This window comes from Cytobacillus mangrovibacter (genome assembly GCF_042865275.1).
Classification (GTDB): Bacteria; Bacillota; Bacilli; order Bacillales; family Cytobacillaceae; genus Cytobacillus; species Cytobacillus mangrovibacter.
This window is the reverse complement of sequence record NZ_JBIACJ010000006.1, coordinates 56924-77685: the sequence shown is the minus strand read 5'-3', so window position 1 is coordinate 77685 and position 20762 is coordinate 56924. Positions and strand designations below refer to the sequence as shown.

The 20762-nt window shown below is 37.0% G+C and carries 20 protein-coding genes and 1 pseudogene; 6 read left to right on the top strand and 15 right to left on the bottom strand.

Annotation, left to right across the window (positions count from 1 at the left end; translation table 11 throughout):
* Positions 1-90 precede the first annotated feature (90 nt).
* The 3 genes from ACFYKT_RS12380 to ACFYKT_RS12370 form a co-directional block, all read right to left on the bottom strand.
* Complete coding sequence (locus tag ACFYKT_RS12380; RefSeq protein ID WP_389219890.1) at positions 91-1461, bottom strand: MATE family efflux transporter; 1371 nt, start codon at positions 1459-1461, stop codon at positions 91-93.
* 331 nt (positions 1462-1792) lie between these two features.
* Positions 1793-2116, bottom strand: coding sequence for a YciI family protein (locus ACFYKT_RS12375; protein WP_389219888.1), 324 nt, complete (start codon positions 2114-2116; stop codon positions 1793-1795).
* Between the two features lie 266 nt (positions 2117-2382).
* A complete protein-coding gene (locus ACFYKT_RS12370; protein ID WP_389219887.1) occupies positions 2383-3345 on the bottom strand; it encodes a helix-turn-helix transcriptional regulator in 963 nt (320 codons plus the stop codon).
* A gap of 111 nt (positions 3346-3456) precedes the next feature.
* Between ACFYKT_RS12370 and ACFYKT_RS12365 the strand changes: the two genes are divergently transcribed.
* Positions 3457-3936, top strand: a complete 480-nt coding sequence (locus ACFYKT_RS12365) for a GyrI-like domain-containing protein (RefSeq protein WP_389219885.1) — start codon at positions 3457-3459, stop codon at positions 3934-3936.
* Positions 3937-4063: 127 nt separating this feature from the next.
* On the opposite strand, the gene ACFYKT_RS12360 is transcribed toward ACFYKT_RS12365, so the two are convergent.
* The 3 genes from ACFYKT_RS12360 to ACFYKT_RS12350 all read right to left on the bottom strand — a co-directional run bounded on the left by ACFYKT_RS12360 (position 4064) and on the right by ACFYKT_RS12350 (position 6668).
* Positions 4064-4504, bottom strand: coding sequence for a CoxG family protein (locus ACFYKT_RS12360; RefSeq protein ID WP_389219884.1), 441 nt, complete (start codon positions 4502-4504; stop codon positions 4064-4066).
* 245 nt (positions 4505-4749) lie between these two features.
* The gene (locus ACFYKT_RS12355; RefSeq protein ID WP_389219882.1) at positions 4750-5706 is read right to left on the bottom strand and encodes a tRNA dihydrouridine synthase; all 957 of its coding nucleotides are present in this window, start codon (positions 5704-5706) and stop codon (positions 4750-4752) included.
* A gap of 668 nt (positions 5707-6374) precedes the next feature.
* Positions 6375-6668: a hypothetical protein gene (locus tag ACFYKT_RS12350; protein ID WP_389219880.1), complete on the bottom strand. Its 294-nt coding sequence runs from the start codon at positions 6666-6668 to the stop codon at positions 6375-6377.
* A 338-nt stretch (positions 6669-7006) separates the two neighbouring features.
* Between ACFYKT_RS12350 and ACFYKT_RS12345 the strand changes: the two genes are divergently transcribed.
* Together ACFYKT_RS12345 and ACFYKT_RS12340 are read left to right on the top strand one after the other, a co-directional pair.
* The gene (locus ACFYKT_RS12345; protein WP_389219879.1) at positions 7007-8110 is read left to right on the top strand and encodes a hypothetical protein; all 1104 of its coding nucleotides are present in this window, start codon (positions 7007-7009) and stop codon (positions 8108-8110) included.
* A gap of 310 nt (positions 8111-8420) precedes the next feature.
* Positions 8421-8909 (top strand): SRPBCC domain-containing protein, encoded by a 489-nt coding sequence (locus ACFYKT_RS12340; protein ID WP_389219877.1) that lies wholly within the window; start codon positions 8421-8423, stop codon positions 8907-8909.
* Between the two features lie 296 nt (positions 8910-9205).
* Here the strand turns inward: ACFYKT_RS12340 and ACFYKT_RS12335 are convergent, their stop codons facing one another.
* The 5 genes from ACFYKT_RS12335 to ACFYKT_RS12315 all read right to left on the bottom strand — a co-directional run bounded on the left by ACFYKT_RS12335 (position 9206) and on the right by ACFYKT_RS12315 (position 14963).
* Positions 9206-11050, bottom strand: a complete 1845-nt coding sequence (locus ACFYKT_RS12335; protein WP_389219876.1) for an FtsX-like permease family protein — start codon at positions 11048-11050, stop codon at positions 9206-9208.
* Positions 11040-11801 carry an ABC transporter ATP-binding protein gene (locus tag ACFYKT_RS12330; protein ID WP_389219874.1) on the bottom strand — a complete coding sequence of 254 codons (762 nt, stop codon included), beginning with the start codon at positions 11799-11801 and terminating at the stop codon, positions 11040-11042. Before ACFYKT_RS12330 ends, ACFYKT_RS12335 begins: the two co-directional genes overlap by 11 nt.
* A 121-nt stretch (positions 11802-11922) precedes the next feature.
* Complete coding sequence (locus ACFYKT_RS12325; RefSeq protein ID WP_389219872.1) at positions 11923-12912, bottom strand: sensor histidine kinase; 990 nt, start codon at positions 12910-12912, stop codon at positions 11923-11925.
* Entirely contained in the window at positions 12909-13601 is a 693-nt protein-coding gene (locus ACFYKT_RS12320; RefSeq protein ID WP_389219870.1) for a response regulator transcription factor, read from the bottom strand. The genes ACFYKT_RS12325 and ACFYKT_RS12320 overlap by 4 nt, the downstream gene beginning before the upstream one ends.
* A gap of 321 nt (positions 13602-13922) precedes the next feature.
* Positions 13923-14963, bottom strand: coding sequence for an alpha/beta fold hydrolase (locus tag ACFYKT_RS12315; protein ID WP_389219868.1), 1041 nt, complete (start codon positions 14961-14963; stop codon positions 13923-13925).
* Between the two features lie 145 nt (positions 14964-15108).
* Here ACFYKT_RS12315 and ACFYKT_RS12310 point away from each other — a divergent pair, with 145 nt between their 5' ends.
* Positions 15109-16017 (top strand): LysR family transcriptional regulator, encoded by a 909-nt coding sequence (locus tag ACFYKT_RS12310; protein WP_389219867.1) that lies wholly within the window; start codon positions 15109-15111, stop codon positions 16015-16017.
* 490 nt (positions 16018-16507) lie between these two features.
* On the opposite strand, the gene ACFYKT_RS12305 is transcribed toward ACFYKT_RS12310, so the two are convergent.
* The 4 genes and pseudogenes from ACFYKT_RS12305 to ACFYKT_RS12290 all read right to left on the bottom strand — a co-directional run bounded on the left by ACFYKT_RS12305 (position 16508) and on the right by ACFYKT_RS12290 (position 18953).
* The gene (locus ACFYKT_RS12305) at positions 16508-17101 is read right to left on the bottom strand and encodes a group II intron maturase-specific domain-containing protein (RefSeq protein WP_389219865.1); all 594 of its coding nucleotides are present in this window, start codon (positions 17099-17101) and stop codon (positions 16508-16510) included.
* Complete coding sequence (locus ACFYKT_RS12300; protein WP_389219863.1) at positions 17065-17283, bottom strand: hypothetical protein; 219 nt, start codon at positions 17281-17283, stop codon at positions 17065-17067. Before ACFYKT_RS12300 ends, ACFYKT_RS12305 begins: the two co-directional genes overlap by 37 nt.
* Before the next feature lie 254 nt (positions 17284-17537).
* Positions 17538-17938: pseudogene (locus ACFYKT_RS12295) on the bottom strand (isochorismatase family protein); the annotation flags it as partial.
* Between the two features lie 55 nt (positions 17939-17993).
* The gene (locus ACFYKT_RS12290) at positions 17994-18953 is read right to left on the bottom strand and encodes an aldo/keto reductase (RefSeq protein ID WP_389220330.1); all 960 of its coding nucleotides are present in this window, start codon (positions 18951-18953) and stop codon (positions 17994-17996) included.
* 171 nt (positions 18954-19124) lie between these two features.
* Here ACFYKT_RS12290 and ACFYKT_RS12285 point away from each other — a divergent pair, with 171 nt between their 5' ends.
* Positions 19125-19928: an MmyB family transcriptional regulator gene (locus ACFYKT_RS12285; protein ID WP_389219862.1), complete on the top strand. Its 804-nt coding sequence runs from the start codon at positions 19125-19127 to the stop codon at positions 19926-19928.
* Between the two features lie 309 nt (positions 19929-20237).
* Positions 20238-20732 (top strand): TetR/AcrR family transcriptional regulator, encoded by a 495-nt coding sequence (locus ACFYKT_RS12280; protein WP_389220327.1) that lies wholly within the window; start codon positions 20238-20240, stop codon positions 20730-20732.
* Positions 20733-20762 lie beyond the last annotated feature (30 nt).

Sequence of the window (20762 nt, the reverse complement as noted above, 5' to 3'; positions counted from 1 at the left end):
ATATCCATTAATTATAAACTAGTTATTTACGAGGAGGTAACTGGATTTGGCTGATTTCAACAAAAAGAAACATAGGGGTTAGAGATTCCCCTATGTTTCCTTTATTGCTATTTTATGCTTCACCGCTTGTTTCTTTAGCCATGGCTTAGATAACCAGCGCCTTAGGGCAAAGATTCCACGAATCCATTCATCAAACCCTTGAGCGAGCCAAATTCCAAGTAGCCCTAATCCAAGAATAATTCCGAAAAAGTAGCTAAATACAACCGCAACTCCCCACATGCAAATAATCCCTATAACAACAGGGAAACGAACGTCGCCGACAGATTTTAAAGACCCCATCAGTACAATGTTCATCGCACGGCCAGGTTCAATAAAGACAATGGCCCATAGAACAGGAAGCCCAATCGAAATGATGCTAGATTCGTCTGTAAACACGGCTAATACCGGCTCGCCAGTAAGGGCAATCGCAAGCGACACTGCTAACGAAACAACCATCGAAATTTTTAATGTCTTAAGTCCTCGTTTTAAGGTTCTATCGTAGTCCTTCGCTCCAATATAACGCGCAATCAGCAGTTGAGTCCCCTGTGCAATCGCCATTGTAAATAAAAAGCAGAGCATGGACAGATTGATAATGTACACTCGAGCCGCCAATGCATCATCACCGATCATGGCAACAAAGCTTGTGATCACAATTTGCGAAAGCTGGTAGGAAAGATTCTCTCCCGCTGAGGGAATCCCAATATGAAAGATTTCCTTTATATCTGTTTTATGAATAGAAAAGGCATCTTTTATCGTAAACTTTAAATCTAATATTCTATAAACAAAGTAAAGCAGAGCGAGAACGAGAAAAACCCTCGCAACTATGATTGAATACGAAACACCTGCAACCCCTGTTATTGGCAGACCAAACCAGCCTTTAATCGCAATAAAATAACCAGTCGCACTAATTATATTCATGATAACCGTCATAACCATTGCTTCTTTTGTATGACCATAGCTGCGCAAAACAGCACTTAAAGCAAGGGAAATGGCTTCAAGTACGAGTGAGAAACCGGTAATCGTTAGAAACGTAAGGGCAAAATCATAAATCTCTCCACTTAACCCATAGAATCGTAAAAATACATCACCGAACAATACAACAACGACAGTCATCGCGATGCCAACCCATAAATTGATCCCAAAAGCAGAGCGTGCAAGCTGACGTGCCCGTTTCAATTGGTTCCCACCTAAATTTTGACCAATTAAAATCATTGCTCCAATGACAGTTACATTAAAAATTAAGATAAAAATATTTATAATCTGATTAGCTACCCCAACACCCGCAACAGCCTTATCCGAATAACCACTCAAAATTAACGTCGCAATAATCCCAACACTCATATGCAGCGAAAGCTCAATAAAAAGCGGCCAGGTAATACTAAACAATGATTGATTTTGATACTTATTATGTTCGCTTGGCAATAGTTAAACCTTCTTTTTTGGGGACGGTTCTCCCGTTTCCCTGATTTTCACTTGAACAAATATAAAGGCAGAGCTTTCTGTTACTTTCCTATAATGCAGGTACACTTGAAGGTGCTATGTAAAGTAAAACAATTGATAAGGTATCTCAGAATTTATGCGATTTCTTTCAATAGTATAGCGAAGAATGAATATGAATAATAGTTATCTTTCACTTAATCTTCATTAATAGTAAAAAATATCAAAATTGCTAACGAACCATAGTAAGAAACTTCGTCTAATATTGTTTGATAATACCTTCAAGAAGAAACAGAAGAAACGTCCCCATGTTCGCCTATTCGTTTTGGCTTTTAATTAAGGCAACTTTATATGGAAATAATTCTGCTGTCATTATTCCTTCAGATACGGCAGGATCATTTTTCATGATCATTACTGCAGCCTCTTCACTTTCAACTTCTAAAATGACAATACCAAACGTATTTTCATCTATACCTAAAGTTTTACCTGCCATTACAAGCTTTCCTTCTTCAAGCAGTTCTTGTAATTTAGAAAAATGTCTACCAACTATTTCTTCTTCTCTTTTTGTCCAGTTAGCTGTATTCAGTAAGGATGGTATTAATTTCAAAACATATATAAATTGTTTTTTTTCATTTTGCATTTGATCTACTCCCCCGTATACTTGAATTCGCCTTTTTAAAACGGGTGCACAACATATAAAGATTATGCCCATGTATGACGAACTAAAAAGCGTAAATGTTAATACTCTGAATATTTCAGAACTTTTTTCCTATTATATCTTAAATTCAGTCTACCTCTCAAAGCATTTACAGTAATCAAAAAGTATATATCCCCCCTGGGTGTGCAAAATAGGGGGGGCAAAGCATTTCGCCAAGCTCCAAAATATTTGGCTTTCAACTGCATGGCTTAAGAGCAGAATATACATAATCTCTCTTGTATTCCTTCCAAAACCTCATCTGGTACTTCCCTGACCTTGATATCCTCACCTAGGAAAAGCAGCCAATTTGTTGTTTCGGTCAATTCATCTGAATTATCAACATTGATAAAAGTCTTTAGAATGGCTGTGGTTTGGTAGGGATTTGTATAGGAAATTGAAACTTTTAAAGGATGATATTTTTTAAACTGAGCAATCGCCTTTGGACCTAATTCAATGACAAGGTTGATAACTTCTTCTTTGCTGCTTATTTTTTCTAAAATCTTCTTCTTACTTAATCTTTTTTTCGTACGGTATGGTATGACATTGGTGAGATTGTCCACGGGGAAAATTTGTCTCTTTTCTTCCTTTAAGTCAAAGCCTTCAATTAGCCAAAGGCTTTTTTCACGATAAAGGTGCAAGAGATAAATTGGATAGGACTGTAGCTCCTTCTCTTCTTTAATAGTAATTAATAAATAGCTATCCAAAAGAAGAGTTTGGATAAGTTTTTCTAACATAGGATGTGGGAGATCTGACAGATCAAGCAGGTCGGGATTATGAGGGTTGGTCCCTTCAAAAAGCAAAATTTGATTTAATAGGACAAGGTCATCCTGCTGGTTTTCTGAAATAAGCCCTAGTAATTTTTCAGCTAAAGACTGGCGACTCTTTAGATAAGGGAGCTGTTGATTTCTTGTGGCCATAAAGGCAATAAAAAGAGCTTTAATCTCATTATCAGTAAAACGTACAGTGGGCAGGATCGAGTTATTCATGACAAAATATCCTCCATCCCTTCCAACTTCAGCAACAAGTGGCATCCCCATGGCTTCAATTTCTCTGATATCTCTAATAGCTGTTGAACGAGAGATATTAAATTCACCCAAGATTTCAGAAATAGTAAAGTGAGATCGATTATTGATATACCGCATAATAATATTAATTCGTTCAACCTTTTTCATTGGGACCTCCTAAACAGTATCATTTTTTGACATGATTTAAGGTTATTATAAACTCATCAAGTGGAAAGACAAATCATTTGATAAATATTTGATAAAGGAAGGTTTTTAAATATGACAAATTATACTCTAGAAGAAAAAGACAGCTTTACCGTTTTAGGCATTGGCACTGAACTTAAGAGCGATTACACAGACTATGCAGGCATCAATAAGGAAAAGGCAGACTTTTGGCAGGCAGTCAAACAGGATGGAAGGCTTGACACTTTAAAATCCATAGCCACAAATGAGTATATTTTTACAGTGAACGAAGCAGTGAATAACAAGATGATGCATTATGCTGGCGTTATGACAACGGAATCACTGCCAGAGGCATCAAGAGTGATCCAATTCCCTGAAGGCGAATACCTCGTTGTTAAAGGGGAAGCTGAAACAGCGGAAGAGTTAAGTAATCTGCTTACTGGTATTGCCTTTGGTCAAGTCTTGCCAGAAGCAAAGAATTTCGCCTATGTTGGCGGGCCTAATACAGCGGTTGAGATGGGGCAGCGAAACGGCTTAGTATTTGGTGAAATGTGGATTCCTGTTGTTAGGAAATAAAGAGGTAGTGGGTGCATGGAATTGACCTATATCATTAATTTTTAAAATGATCATCTAGTCATTCATATAACAAAACAGCACCTCTTCATTTGATTAAAAGGTGCTGTTACTTTTCAATATTTAAAAACTATGAGAATACTGCGATTTTACGTGCAATAGATTCTGTTAAACGAGATGCAACTTTTGGAACAGCCCATTTAATAATTGGTGTTAACACCGCACCCGATAGTCCGCCTGCATGGACGTCCACCGTACAAGTCATTGTTGTTTTACCATTAACCTCTTCTGCAGTAAAGTGACCGCTTCCTGTAAAATTATCTGATAAACCTTTTAGTTCAAACTTAATATTTGAAGGTTCATTCCATTCGGTAATATCTACCTGCGTTCGTATTGTTTTTTTAATTCCTTTCACACTGCCTTCAAATGTCCAAATCGATTGCTTGTCATTTATGATTTCATGTTCTTTATAGGCTGGTACTGTTGTTGCCCATTTTTCAAGATCACTGACATAATCCCAAACTGCTTGTACATCTACTGGAATTTCTACTGTATGTGTTCCTGTTGCCATCATGATCCCCACTTTCACTATGTATGAATTGTAAATTTACATTTCTACAAAATAATTATTACATAAAAAGCATAAACTTACATCACAAATTATACATAGCTTTTCTTCTTTCCAATAACCTGATCATTTAAAGGACCAAAATTCCCCAATTCACTGAAATTTGGCTCTATACATAAAGAAAGATCGCAACCTCTACTCTAGAATTGCGATCTATTCTGGAACAATAAAAAATAGGCCTATCAGCATTATTTTCCAAAGTTATCAAGCAATGCACGAACTTCATCAGTTGATTTCGTGTTCATTAACTGATTTCTTAATTCAGCAGCGCCCGGGAATCCTTTGACATAAATTTTGAAGAAGCGATGAAGTCCTGTCATTGAACGTGGCAGTTGGTCCGCATACTGATCTTGAAGATCAAGCTGCAGTCTCAAAAGATCAAGGTATTCCTCACTGCTATGCTCTTTAGGCTCTTTTTCAAATGCAAAAGGATTTTTAAAAATCCCTCGCCCGATCATCACACCATCAATCCCATATGCTTCCGCAAGCTCCAGTCCCTTTTGACGGTCAGGAATGTCTCCATTGATTGTTAGCAATGTATTTGGTGCGATACGGTCACGTAATTTCTTGATTTCCGGAATGAGCTCCCAATGTGCATCTACTTGGCTCATTTCCTCTCTCGTACGTAAATGAATAGAAAGGTTCGCAATATCCTGTTTAAAAATATGCGTTAGCCACTCCTCCCACTCTTGAATATCCTTATAGCCCAGTCGTGTTTTCACACTAACAGGCAGGCCACCCGCTTTTGCTGCTTGAATCAGTTCTGCCGCAACATCAGGACGCAGGATAAGGCCACTCCCCTTCCCTCTCGATGCTACATTCGGAACAGGGCAGCCCATATTAATATCGATGCCTTTAAATCCAAGCTCAGCCATGCCAATACTCATTTGACGAAAATATTCGGGATTATCCCCCCAAATATGCGCCACTACTGGCTGTTCATCTTCTGTAAAAGTCAAACGGCCACGCACACTTTTTATTCCCTCTGGATGACAATAGCTATCCGAGTTTGTAAACTCTGTGAAAAATACATCCGGTCTTCCTGCTTCACTGACTACGTGTCGAAAAACAACATCTGTGACATCTTCCATTGGTGCCAATACAAAAAATGGCCGTGGTAAATCACGCCAAAAATTATCTATCATTTCAAATTCAAATCCTCTCACTATCGATACAGCTTCTAAAAAAATAAAGCCAAATGTTCTACTTCTTTTACACTTATATCATGTGTCATAACTTATTATCAAACACAAGTACATTTGGATATTTATCATTTGTGAAAATCAATCTTTATTTTAACGAAAATTGGTCTTGAATGGAATTATTATAAACAAAAAAGAAATAAGATGATTATGTTCTTCTACAGGATGCGTTAGTAGAGGAAGCAATTAAGGCATAAATAATACAATTTAATATCATGAAATTAAAAAATTTTAGGAAACGGGATACAGTCTAAAAGGAGAGTTTGGGAAAATTGCTAAAACGCGAAAAACACAGCGGATTAATAATTGTTAAATGGGGGATTGATACCATATAAAATCTGGGCAACTTCAGCCGTGCCTCCATGATGACAAGCACGTATCAATACTTTTTTGGTTTTTACATTAACAGTATAAACGATAACCACATTACGCATCATCTTAAGGCAGTAGCCATTGTATCGGTAATTTTCATAATCAGCAACCTTATCTGCTTGATGAATGGCTCTTTACTTAATAAATTTTGCGACAACGGTATACTGAATCATGATCAACTTTGTAGAATCCAAATAAGGTACGGAGGGCAGCTTTACTCCATTCAACTAAAAAACCGATTATTTAGACTCATTGATAACCTCATTTTTAAACTTCAGGTATTCATTATAATTTGAAATATACTCATTCTCAAGCTCCATTTCCGATTCTTCCAGCTGCCTCATTACATTAGGATTGAGAAAGATATACTTTCCAAGTTGATCTTTTTGCTTTTGAGATAATTCATTATGGGGTTTAAATTCATCAATCAATGAATTGATCAAAACATCAACAGGGATTTCCGAACCCTTTGAATTGTTATAAAAAATTTTATCGATTACACCTTCAACAGCTTCTCTTGACACTTTTTGCATTTGTATCACCTCCCTCTAATGTTAAATGTAGTTTTAGAACAATAACGTTTAGGAGTCATAATAATACTTATTATATCAAATTATTGACAAAAATGGTTCCTCAATTGAATTGGATATTTTTAATTTGTGAAATACTAATGTGAAAATCAATGGTAAATGGATCAAAAAAATTTATAAAAATTAGTGCTAACAAGCTGTAAACACGACATTTCACCCTAATTATCAAAAAATAATACAAAAAGCATCATATATACGTGTTTTTCAAGCTGATAGCTAAAGTGACAAATATTTCATTTTCAATAGAATGGAGGAAAAGACTTGTTAAGGAGGAATTTTCCATGATAGAAAGTGGCATTTCTAAATCGGGAGTCACAAGTTTCCGCAATGTAAGAAAAAGTGGTGATTATACTCAAGTTGAAAATACGATGATCAATGACCACAGTTTGACTTTACAAGCCAAGGGTTTGTTGATGATCCTCTTATCAAATTCTGACGATTGGAAAATCCATATGAAAAATATCATTTCTCGTTCCAAAAATGGCCGGGATGCTCATTACAAGATCATCAATGAATTAATTGAGAAAGGGTATTTTGCTAGATTGACCATTTCCAATAAGGAGTCACGAATGTTTGAAAAAATGGAATATATTTTTTCCGATATAAAAGAAGATGTTATTTCCACGATCGAACAAATGAAGAAGTGGGCAGATGAGCATGAAAAAATCCTTGATATTGAATATGGAGAAACAAAGAAAGCCAAAAACCAGATCGTTTCTGACATGAAGGAAACAAATGCAAAACCGGATACGGATCAAACGGATACTGCAAACCCGTATCCCCTAACTCAGGAAACGGTAAATCCGAATACGGCTCTTAAGCATCTGACAAATCAGGACAATAAAAAGAATAATCTAGAAAAAACAAAAAATAAAAAAACTAATTCAAAAAATAAGAATCGATCTAATCCAGAGGAACAGATTCTTTCACTTGATATAGCCAAGCCTATTCAAATCGTTCTTAGAAAAAAGATGGATCGACTGATTTCTGATGGAATTAATTTGAATGATATTTTACTATCCTGGGAGACCGAAAAGAATGCAAACGAAGGATTAAATCAATATCAATACGCTGACATGCTGGAAACAGCATTAACCTTCGCAAAAGGGAAAATTGGCTCTAGGGGAAGTGTGTCCAATTTTCTAAAAACCGCTATTCATACATACAAAAATAGGCCTGTCCACCATTACCAAGAAGAGAAAAAGAAACCATTCCGGACGGAAATGCTCCCTCCCTGGTTCGATGAAGACCATAGCTACAAAATACAAAAGAAAACGGCTGAGAGTTCCGAAATGATTGATCAAAAGAAGAAAAAGCTGGCTGAGACTATAGCCCAATTACGAGAATCTAGACCAATAGATCAAGAAACCGTTCTGTCATTTTAATTAGTAGGATTTACACATATCCCTGTTGTGATTGAAGTTGCTAGAGGATGGAGGGAAAATGCTTCAATGGCAATTATCAGCGTTATGATTGCAGGGATCTTAGGTATACTAGCTGCTCCTACTATCATTGATATTGGGACGTGGAACCTGTCCCTCTTGTCCCCCTAGCCCTTCAAAGCCTTAGAGTTATGACTGAAAGAATACCATAATATTTGGGAAGAATAATTGGATAACTTAAATTGTTATTTGCAGGATCTGCAAAAGAGAGATAATAAATAGAATGAAAACCAAAATTATTGGAGGAATTACAATGCCAACTCAAATCAAAACTACTCATACTTTCAATGCTCCACGTGAACTTGTGTTTAAGGCATTAACTGAATCGGAGCACCTAAAGAATTGGTGGGGACCAAAAGGATGGACATTCGAGGTTTCTAAATCAGATTTCCGTTCGGGTGGTATCTTTCACTACAGCCAGAAACCTGCTGATGGCGACGTAATGTGGGTTAAATTTGTATACAGTGAGATCATTGCACCAGAGAAAATTGTATACAGCAGTTTCTTTTCTGATGAAAAAGGTAATGCTGTACGCGCACCCTTTGATGCAAATTGGCCTATGGAAATCCTAAATACGATTACGTTGACCGAGGATGAAGGAAAGACAACTCTTACAATGATTGTGACTCCTGTATCTCCAACTGAGGAAGAGAACAAAACCTTCGAAGATTCAAAAGAGATGGCTCAGGAAGGCTATTCCGGAACCTATGAACAATTAGATGAATACTTAACAAAGTTATAAAGCGTTTAAAATAGCCACAACAAAAAAACACCGGCCATGGTGTTTTTTTGTTATTGAAAAATGGAATTGGACTGATATTGATTCTTTGTCCACAAGTAGATCAGAACTTTGTTTTGATTTTGCTCTGGGTTTATTTCGTGGTATAGAAGTTTAATTCGGCTTTACAATACCAGCTCCAACCACGCAACCGCTTCACAATGTGTTGTTATTAAAGGTTGATACATTTACACGAATATACTGATTTTCACGTTAATGTATCAACCTAATAAGGATGAATAACTATGGGTAACACCGTATTAATTCACAAGTTTATTTAAATACCCCCTTCGGATAAAGAAAAAGCTTATGATGAACAGCAGTAAAAATAAAACTAAACCGATTGCTGTTAGTTGATAAAAAGCCAGTGAAATACGGTTATCCATTCCGAACAATGCTGCAAATAAAAGTAAGGCTGCAATTACAAACGGGATAAAAATTAAAGTGCCCAGCTCTTTTGTCACAACAGATGTTAATTCTTTCATGGAAAAACCTACTTTTCTAATGCCTGAAAATTTTCTTTTTTCTCCTTCAAGCGATGTTTGCAGGTAAAAATAAAGAATACTCATTGCCGCGCTCATAAAAATTAGACTTAGCATAAATCCAATAAAGAACATAATGCTTTTTACAAACTTCTCTGTTTCATATAATTCAATTTTGGAAGCCATTAAGCGTATATCAGATTCTGTAGTAACTTTTTCTAAAATCGTTTTAGCCACATGGACCTTATTTGTCCAATTATCCAATTCATAAGCAAATATTTTATAATCTGGATACTCAATTGTTTCATATACTTCATCAGGAACGATATAATATACATTTTGTAATCCGGTTGTTAGAATATTTCTTTTTTCTAAACCCGTATATTCAAGATTTCCAAATGGGTAATCATGAATGGATTCTTTGCTAGGGTCAGCACCTTCATGACCAGCTGCAACAAAATACTCATGATTGTTTAAAGTTATAGGCGTATGTTGGCCAAGTTGATTAAAATTCGAAACAGACATAAAAGCAATCCTTCGCTTTTCATCGGTTTTAAAGGCAGAATAATATGCTTCATAGCTACCAGCTTCATCTAAAGTCTCTTCAATAAACGAAATATCTTTCTCAGCTCCCGTTTCATTGCCGGGTAGTGAAATATATTGGAAACTATAAGGATATAAACGTTCTGTTTTTTCCTCTACATTGTAGTATGAGCTGTATAGAACACTTGTACATACAAAGGTACCTAATAGTAAGATGGTTAATAAATAAATGATATGGGCATGTGAACGCTCTTTTGCCCTTAAGTTAGAAACAAAAAGCATATTGGTTTTTCTAAAATACGATGGTTGCTTTTGCAATACACGAATAGCTAATAACATTCCTTGCGTGACTGTAAAGTAAATGGCTAATAGTAGACAAATAAACAACACAATGTAAGAGATAATTCCGAAGGATTCTACCCAATTCATTTCCTTTATCATAGAAAAGAGCAGGAATACACTCACGATGATGGATAGGACCAGTTTAAATGGTGCTGGTTTAATCGGCTTTTCCTGTGTCATTTCTGCTTTTAACAGTTGAGCCATTTCTTCTTTTTTAATCATACGTGTCATTAATTTAGTAACAATCAAGAAGAGAAGAGAAAATAAAATAATCGTTAGTAGGATGGCTTGGATTGGGATATACATGCCAAAGATTTCCTCGCGTAATATCTTTTTGGCAACCATTAAAAATAATGGGGCAATAGCAAGCCCGCACATAAGAGCTGTGATAATCGCTGCACAAGCAATGATCATATTTTCTCTAAAAACCATTTTGCGGATTTGCCTCATGGAAGCACCCATCATCATAAAGGTACCTAGCGTTTTCGTTTTCTTTTTCAAAAAAGCGAACAACGAATAGATGATAAAGACAATAGAAAAAATATAAATAAAGAAGCTGGCAAGCACCATAGTAATTCCCAATGTACTTGATGGATCCAATTCCACCAACATCGGATGAAAAGCTATCGTTGAAAACAGGAAAAAAACCACGATAGAAAACACACTGCTTAAAAAATAGGAAATGTATGTCGCCTTATCCCGCATAATATTTTGAACAACAATATGATTAAAACTCACGCTGACCACCACCTAGAAATGTGAGTGTGTCCATAATTTCTTGGTAAAATTGCTGTTTGTTTTTGCCTCGATGGATCTCATTATAGAGAATACCGTCTTGTATAAAGATGACACGCTGCGCAAAACTAGCAACATAGGCATCATGTGTTACCATTAAAATGGCTGTATTGAAGGTTTTATTTATCGATTCAAATAATGTCATAACACTATTCACAGATTTAGAATCCAAGTTTCCAGTTGGTTCATCTGCTAGTAATAATTTTGGTTGATGAATAACCGCTCTTGCAATCGCCACACGTTGCTTCTGTCCACCGGAAATTTCAAACGTTCGCTTTTTTAATATTTCCTTAATCCCCAAAAAGTCAACGACTTCCTCTAAACTCTGTTTCATTTCTTTTTCGGCCACAGAATCAAGTGTTAAAGGAAGTAATATGTTCTCCTCCACTGTTAAAGTATGGACAAGGTTAAAATCCTGAAATACAAATCCTAATTCTGTACGCCTGAACCTTGCTAATTCATCATCATTTAGTTCATACGGATCTTTTGAATTGATTATAATTGAGCCATTCGAAGGGCGATCGATGGTAGAAATGCAATTCAGGAAGGTCGTTTTCCCACTGCCAGATGGGCCCATCACCGCAACAAATTCCTTCTCTCCTAAATGAAAATCGATGCCTTTTAATGCCTTATATGTGATTTCCCCCGTATATTCTTTTTGTAGTTTCTTTACATTTAATAGTGTATCTGGCATTACGGTTTCACTCCTCGGTGTTCTTTAATACATTTAGTATAAACAAACCGTTCTCCTCATAAAATCTTTGAACATGACAGCAATATGACAAATTTGTCATATAAAAAAACGGCTACCTTATCTAGTAGCCGTCTATACTTCCGGAAAAATCAATCATAAATGTCGTTTCATTATGAGCAGATGATAACTTATAGGGATGATGCAGTGTAGTAAGTATTTTCTTGACTAAATATAGTCCGATGCCAGTTGCTTCACCTTGGATGCGTCCCTTTGTTCCAGTGTAAAACAATTCAAATACACGGTTAATTTCACTTTCTGGTATCGCTTCGCCTTTGTTCTTGATCCATAATTGGCCATTTTCATAACAAATGAGAACGAAGGATTTCTTATCACCATATTTAACAGCATTACTTAATAGCTGGTAAATAACGACTCTAAGCCATTTACGATCAGAATAAATGAAGATATTTTCATCGATTGTACTTTTAGGGTATACTTCCATCTCAATAAAGTAATCTTTTAAATCATTCGCTACTTCTTGAACTATACTCTTTAAGGAAACCGGTTCAATCTTTAGATCAGCTAATAATTGGGATGATCGGCTATAAGTTAATAGTTGATTTAAAGAGAAATTCACTTTATCGCATTCTCTTTTTACCTTTTGCCATTCTAGGAATAGATGTGGTTCTTTTAATTGATTCGTTTGTATAAGTAATTGAATAACAGAAAGTGGTGTTTTCATTTGGTGAACAGTTTGAGAAATCATTAGTTGCTGTTCATGTAAGAAATCTTTGTGTTCATCCTCTTTTGAAAGAAAAAGGGACTGAATGAACCTCATTTGATTTGCATATGCCTTTTCAATTGGAGCTAAGGCGTGGTGAATCAAAAAATCACCTGCACCCAATCCCGTTCCAGTCAAATGTGCATTCATTTTTTTGCGGCGAAGAAATCGAAATAAAAGAAGAATGGCTAATAAAATGATCGCTAAAAAGATAAAGTAGGCATAATGATTGTTAAAGTCGTCTAGTCGATGAATAACAATTGGTAAGCAAACCATCGTTATAATGTAAAGAATAATAAAACTTACATGGTCCCGTAAAAACAGTTTCATTGGCTTTTCTCCATTAATTGATAGCCTATCCCTCGAATAGTCATTATTTCCAATGAAGAATGAATCGCTTCTAACTTTTTGCGTAGCCGAACAATATTGACTGTTAGTGTATTTTCTTCAACGAATGTCTCGTTATCCCAAATAGCTGACAGCAGCAGTTGTCTCGTCACAACATTCGGGAATGCTTCAAACAGTACAGAACATAACTGAAGTTCCTTTATTGTCAATGTAGTCTCTTGTTCGGATGTAAATAATCGAAAAGTATCCAAATTTAAAGTTGTATTTCCTTCATTCAACATTCGAGTTTGCAAATCATTCGCATATTCCCCATATACTCTCCGAATTTGTCCATTTATTTTTGCTAGAACTACATCCATTAAAAACGGTTTTGTTATGAAATCATCTGCCCCATTTTCAATACCATATACTTGGTCTAACTCACTTATACGAGCAGAAAGTATCGTAATGGGACAATTTGAAACTTGCCTAATTTTCCGAGACCAATAATAGCCATCAAAGGCAGGAAGATTAATATCCATTATGACAAGATGCGGTTGGAATTCTTGGAAAATATCAAGTACCCTTTCAAAATCCTCTACAATATGACAATCATAATTATATTTTTTTAGATGATTCCTTAATGTGTTCGCAATATTCATTTCATCTTCAACGACTAATATTTTATACATTGCACCCTCCTGTATATTGATGACGAATTTACCCACCTATTTTTTCTATTTTTGATCCACGATTACATTATTATTATAGGGAAAGTTCTTGCAGCCTTAGTGCCAGTGTCGTTGTCGTCGCTCTTACCTTTTGTGCATACTTAATTACAAATGATAAACCTTACTTTTTTTTAAGTGACAATAAATTTGTTTAATTTTGAAGCTGAAAAATACTATTACACCGTCCACATTTGTACGGACGGTGTAATAGTAAGGTTGTTTAATCTCTTGTACAAGTACTGAATCGCTACTTATGAACGTAACAATAAAGTCGGTTGAAAGTCAAATCTTTATGCCAGAATCGCATTCGTTTATACTATGTGCTAACAAGCGTTTTAAGTTGTCATCAATAAATTTATTATCGACACCGTTGATTCCGCGGCCGGCAAAATGGCCCCAAATCGACTCAATCGGAGTAAAATCGGCATTAGGTATCAGCTTCGCCTCGTATTCGTTATCGTCTGCTGTACAGAAGAGATCCGTGCTCCCTGGCATGATGCATGCATGCGCTTTAATGCTTTTGAGCGCCTCATCAAAATCCCCGTTATAGGTAGGGTTTGCACTAATATCTGCAAATTGTCCTGTCCACAACATAGCCAGAACATTGTGCGGATCCATCTTCATAAAACTATCTTCCCAGACGCCAATCCCAAACTCTGCCAATGATTCAAACCCCATTTCACGATAGAGTTCCTCTCTGTAAAAGGCCTGCGATACACCCCATCCCGCATAAACACGGCCAACGGCGCGCATATCTGCAGAAGTCAACTCGTTTAGTTTACCTGAATCGAAGCCAACTGCCGCCATGAGAGCAGCTTTCATTCCGTCAAGGACCACGTGCGTTTGCGGCCAAGTCTTTGCACCTCCGCAGAAAGGTGCAATGCGTTCCACCATATCTGGATAACTTGCCCCCCATTGGAATGATTGAATCCCTCCCATTGACCATCCAACTACCAGAGCGATCTTTTGAATGCCGAATTTTTCAGTCACCAGCCGATGCTGTAATTTAACGTTGTCATAGATCGTTACCTGGGGGAAATTAGCCTTGTCAAATGGAGCAGGAGTATTACTAGGAGACGAAGATAACCCGTTTCCTAGCAGATTTGGAACGATAATGAAATATTCGCTCGGATCAAGTGCCATTCCGTTTCCAATCAACCATTCATTCTGAACATGCTGGTCGCCAAAAGCAGTTGGATAGACGATCACATTATCTTTCTTTTCATTCAATTTTCCATAAGTCTTATATGCAAGAAAAGCACTCGGTAAGGTCACTCCTGATTGCAAGGTTACGTCTCCTAAATCGAAAATTTCATAATCCATAGTTCGTATCTCTCCCTTCAAAATGAAATACAAACATTAAGATTGTATTTCTTGTTTTAAGTATAAGGCTGTGTTACTTTCAGTAAAAGCGAATAAAATTCAATGCAGTATTCAATAATTTTGATAATGAAATGGGGGTAGCATGATGGAATTACGCCAACTGAATACGTTCCGTATGGTTGCATCAACATTAAATTTCAGTCGAGCTGCAGAAGCGCTGAACTATGTCCCCTCCAACGTCACAATGCAAATAAAAGCGTTGGAGGAAGAGCTTGGTGTTCGTCTCTTTGACCGCTTGGGCAAGCAACTCGTTCTCACAACTGCAGGAAAGCGCTTTTTAACTCATATCCAAAGCGTTCTAGATAAATTAGACGAAGCTCGCAGTACCGTTCACGACAACGAAGATCTTAGAGGCACCCTTACGATAAGTGCTAACGAGGTTCTTTGTGCCTATCGCCTCCCAGTTGTCTTTAAGCTATTTCGTTCCCGCCATCCAGGAGTTCGTCTTATCTTCCGCTCTGTTCCAAATCAGGAACTCAAGCAAACGCTCTTTGATGGAACCGCAGATGTCGTCTTTATGCTGGACGAAACCATTCTCTCGGGCGGACTTGCTGTAGAACCGTTAATAGAAGAAACTTTCCACTTGTTCGTCGCTCCTGATCATCCACTTGCGAAACAATCTGTACTACAGCAAGAAGACTTTCATGGAGAAGTATTATTAGTTAATGAAAAAGGCTGTACCTATCGAACCATGTTTGACCGGTCATTTGAGAAAAAGGGCATTGATCGTCTTACTTATTTAGAGTTTCAAAATGCCGAAGCCATTAAACAATGTGCCATTTCAGGAATCGGTATTGCCTTTCTTCCTGAAATCACTGTGGAAGCAGAAATTGAACGGGGGGATCTTGTTGCTCTTCCATGGCAGCTTTCAGACTTACACGTATATACTCATATGGCATGGCATAAAGAAAAGTGGCTTTCACCAATCATACAATCTTTCTTAGAAACAGCAAGGGAGGTTATCTCTATAGAGGGGGGGAATAATACCATTTAGCCTATTCAGCGATAGGAAAACACCTTCAACTGCAAGCTCTTTAACCCTTGATTAGCAACTACTGGAGGATAGGGACTATCGGAATTAATGTACTAAAAAAGGCTACTTATAGTAACCTTTTTTAGTACAATCATTTTTTACATATTTTTGATTTTAAGGGCCTTAATTACAACCTTTGTTGTCGCAGTAATAAGCTTGTCATTATTTAAAACTCCGCGATTTCAAGACAACACACTCGATGTTTAATGTACCTGGAATTGTGTCAAGTTGTCTGTATTTATTTCCGTTAAAAGTGCATATGCCATCATATTTATGTACTAAAAATTGCATCGCAATCATTACATGAAACTCTTATCTATATCTTTCAACATCTAATTCCGCGTAAAAGTAGACCTCGGGGGTCATCGAGTAGGAGGATAATCTTTAATTGACTATCCAACCTCTCACACCACCGTATGTACGGATCCGTATACGGCGGTTCAATTTTATATTAGGCACGCACTTTGATGTAGTGCTGTTCACAAGAGATTAGACCACTTTGAGCTAATCTCTTATTGGTAATCGTTGTGGTGAGTATCCAAGAGTAAGCTGTACGAACTGTCCCCTTACTTGTGTAGCTATTTTTGTATGCACTATATCTGTCCATACCTAATTTAATAAGATTTTCCCTACGCTTCTTCGCCGTTTTCCATTTCTTCCAGATACACATTCGTAGTCTAAATCTTGTATGGGAATCTATTTTTCCAAGTGCTGTCTTCATATAACCGACCTTAAAGTAATTGACCCATCCTCTTATTAACTGATTAATTCGCTCTATCTGATACTTCGTATCAACACTCCAATTCTTTCTTGTTAGCTGTTTCAGTTTAAATTTAAACCTATCTTGAGATTTTTGGTGTGGTTTCGCTTTGTACAAATCAGCTTGATAATCCATGAAGAATCCAAAACCTAGGAACTTCATATCGGGGTCGTTCGGTTTCGTTACTTTTGATTTCTCCACATTTACGATTAACCCTAGTTTCTCTTCAATAAATCTTGACACAGACCTCATGACTCGTTTCGCTGACATCTCACTTTTAACCATGATAATACAGTCATCCGCATATCTAACAAAATGTAATCCTGATTCAACACCAAATATCCAGCTAACTCATCCACAGTCATCCCATCAACACCGACTGAGCCTTTGTTTTTCTTTACTTGCTTGAATGCCTGGTCAAGGTTATCTTTATCAAGTATCTTGTCGATTAATTTTCTTTCGTACATGCCTGTTATTTCCTTTCCTTATCGTAGGTTGGTATCCACTTTTCCGCGATTTGCCAGTGGTCTTTTTCCTTCCCCAATTGAGATTTCTATAACAATAAAATTGTTCAGCCCTTCGCTCTTTCTAACTTTCGCTAGATGTCTCCACTACTACGGCTTCTGCTGACTTCTCACAATCCAGTCCTCTATCGCTAAAGGATTTTGGTGCAGACCTGTGAGATCTCCCCAGTTAAGGTGCGAACTCTTTCCCTCCATCTATCTCCGACTAATGTGACATCCAATCCATTAATAGTGGCTGTCCTGACTGCACTATCTATACAATATTGAGTTGCGCAGCCCATTACAACAATATGTTCAATTGCTTGAGATTGTATGTGATTTAGAAGTCCTGTACCAAGAAACGAATTCATTGCGTTTTTATTAAAGAAAGTCGCATACGTAGGAACATTAATTTTTTCATGAACTTGAAATCCTTTTCCTTTGCCTGCTGCGACTGACAAGTCCCTGACAAAGACAATAGGAACATTCAATTTCTTGCTTTCTCTATTACTAAATTGATGTTTGTGATCAGTTGTTCTTTTTTGAAAACAGCAACTTGTTCTTGATTTCCTTCAATTAATTCTTGTTGGACATCAATGATTAACAACATTTGTTTCAAATGATTTCCCCCTCCCATTTTTGGGAAGTTAGATGGATTCCCCGACGTTAGTCAATTAGAACCTACTCCCAGAAGCTATCCCTTTTGGTGATATACGTTCGATTTCTGCCAGGTCTTCATTTGAAAGGGTAACTTGTATTGCACCAAGGTTTTCTATCACTCGTTCTAAACGCTTAGTTCCTGGAATGGGAACGATTTGGTCTCCTTGTGCTAACACCCATGCCAGTGCAAGTTGGGCAGTCATACAGCCTTTTTGCATAGCCATTTTTTCAATGAGTGAGACGATCTCCAAATTTTGATTGAAATTTTCTCCTTGAAATCGAGAATATTGACGACGATAGTCATTCTCTGGTAAATCTTCAAATTTTTTAATTTGACCAGTCAGAAACCCTCTTCCTAAGGGACTGTATGGCACCAAGCCAATCCCAAGTTCCTTAAGAAGTGGCAAGACTTCATCTTCCACTTCCCTACTCCACAAAGAAAATTCAGTTTCCACAGCGGTTATCGGATGTACGGCATGTGCGCGACGAATGATGTCGGCTGGCGCTTCAGAGAGGCCGATATAACGAATTTTCCCTTGTTTCACAAGATCAGAAAGCGTTCCAACGGTCTCCTCAATCGCAGTATTCGGATCGTAACGATGCTGATAGTAGAGGTCAATATAGTCAATTCCGAGACTATACAAGCTGGCATCAACGGACTTTTTAATATATGAAGGATCTCCTTTATAACCTTGGGTATGTGTGACTCCAAATTTGGTTGCGATTATTGCTTCGTCCCGTCTGCCTTTTAATGCTTTGCCTAGCAGTTTTTCATTATCCCCAAACCTTTTTTGAGAATATGCCTCTGTTCCAGAGCCTGTTCCGTAAAGGTCCGCAGTGTCAAACATGGTGAGACCATAATCCAAAGCTCCCCGAATCGTATCGATAGAAGCTTGGTTGTCAGGCATTGTCATCGTACCAAGTCCGATAGCAGATACCTCTAATCCTTCATTACCTAGCTTTCGTTGTGGAATTTGCTTGCTACTCATTTGAACAACCTCCTTTAATTAATGAGTATATTCATACTAACAGGTAGCCAATGCTATAACCATTTCACGTCAATACTAGTAATGCGAGTAACAGGATAAAATCAGTGGATGACTTTATTCTCAGAAAAATGAACGATATACTAGTAAGAAACAAGAGTGAAAGGATCGATCCTTATTCAAACAAGTACACAATCCAAGATGTTTGGCCAATTTTTAAAGTCTAGAAGAGAACGACTTCAACCTGAAGAAGCTGGCATCCAAATGACTTCGGGTCGACGTAGAACGCCGGGTCTACGACGAGAGGAGGTTGCCTTTCTCAGTCATGTGAGTGTGACGTATTATACATGGTTAGAACAGGGAAAAGACATTCATCCTTCACGTGAGGTTTTACGAAATATTAGCAGGGCGTTACAGCTAAATCCGGACGAGCAAGAGCATCTTTTCAACTTAGCGTACAATGAATCATTTTCTCTGCCAATCGAAAAACAATATGATAATTCATTGCAAGCCACAATAGACAGGTTGCCATTTCCATCCTTCGTTACAGATCAGCGGTCTCAGGTTATCTTTTGGAATCAAGAGACGGAAAAAATGATTTTCCCATTTTCCTTCTGTGTCCCTGAAGAACGATATTTTCTTCAACTTCTTTTCTTACAACCAAGTTTTCGGGAACGTATTCAAAATTGGAGCGAATTTTCCACTTATTCGGTCGCGGTTTGGCGGGGGAATTATGAGCGCTACCCAGAGGATCCGATTCTTAATCAACTTCTTCTCAATCTAAAACAGCAAAGCAAGTTGTTTCAAAACTTATGGGACCAGCATGACATCAAACAGAAGAAGATTAGTTTCATTTCGATAAATGACGAACAAGATCGAACCCATCATTTCCGCATACATTCTGCTTCCCAGGTAGATGGGAACGAAGACCTTCATTGGTGTATGTATGTTCCTGTTTCTTAAATCATTGATCTCGTGAATCTAAGTGTTGTATCCTGTAACGGGCTATTAGGGTGAATGAAAAATGAAGGTGCATACCGATTTGAGATCAGTCGGTTTTATTTAAAATGATAAATTGTCGATTTCATAAATTCAAAAATTGGTTGTTATATGGAATAGAACGTTTTAATGTTTAAGAAATCCCTTCTAGAGTTCAAGAGGGATTTTTTTGCGCATAAAACTTGTATGTATGTATATTTTAGTATTAACCACTTTGGTCATTGTTTGTTAGAATAAAAATGACCAAAGTGGTCAAATTATCGACGGAAGGAGATTACGGTCATTAATCCAAGTTTCGATAAATTAAAAGCAGAGAAGAAAGAGCTTATTATTAACGCAGCCATTAAGGAGTTTGTCCAAAGCGAATTTGACAAAGCATCAACGACTGACATTGTAAGAGAGGCAAACATATCGAAAGGTTCACTATTTAATTATTTTAATAATAAGAAAGAGCTATACTTATACTTAATCGAATACAGTATTCAAATTATTGAAAGTCTATATGAACAATTTGATCTGAATGAAAAGGATATATTTAAAAGAATTGAAAATATTGGTTTACAGAAATTGCATATTCATCAAAAGTTCCCACTCGTATTTGATTTCCTCGCTACTTCTATTCATGAGGAATCGATAGAAGTGAAAGTTACGATTAAGCATAAAGTGAATACCATCTATGCTCAGCAGCTTCCCATAATCGTTTTTCAATACTTCCAATGTTTTCCATGCACATATACGCCTTATTTATGTAATTACTCTTGCTCTTAAAGTTATTGTATGTTACGTCTATTGTACCAT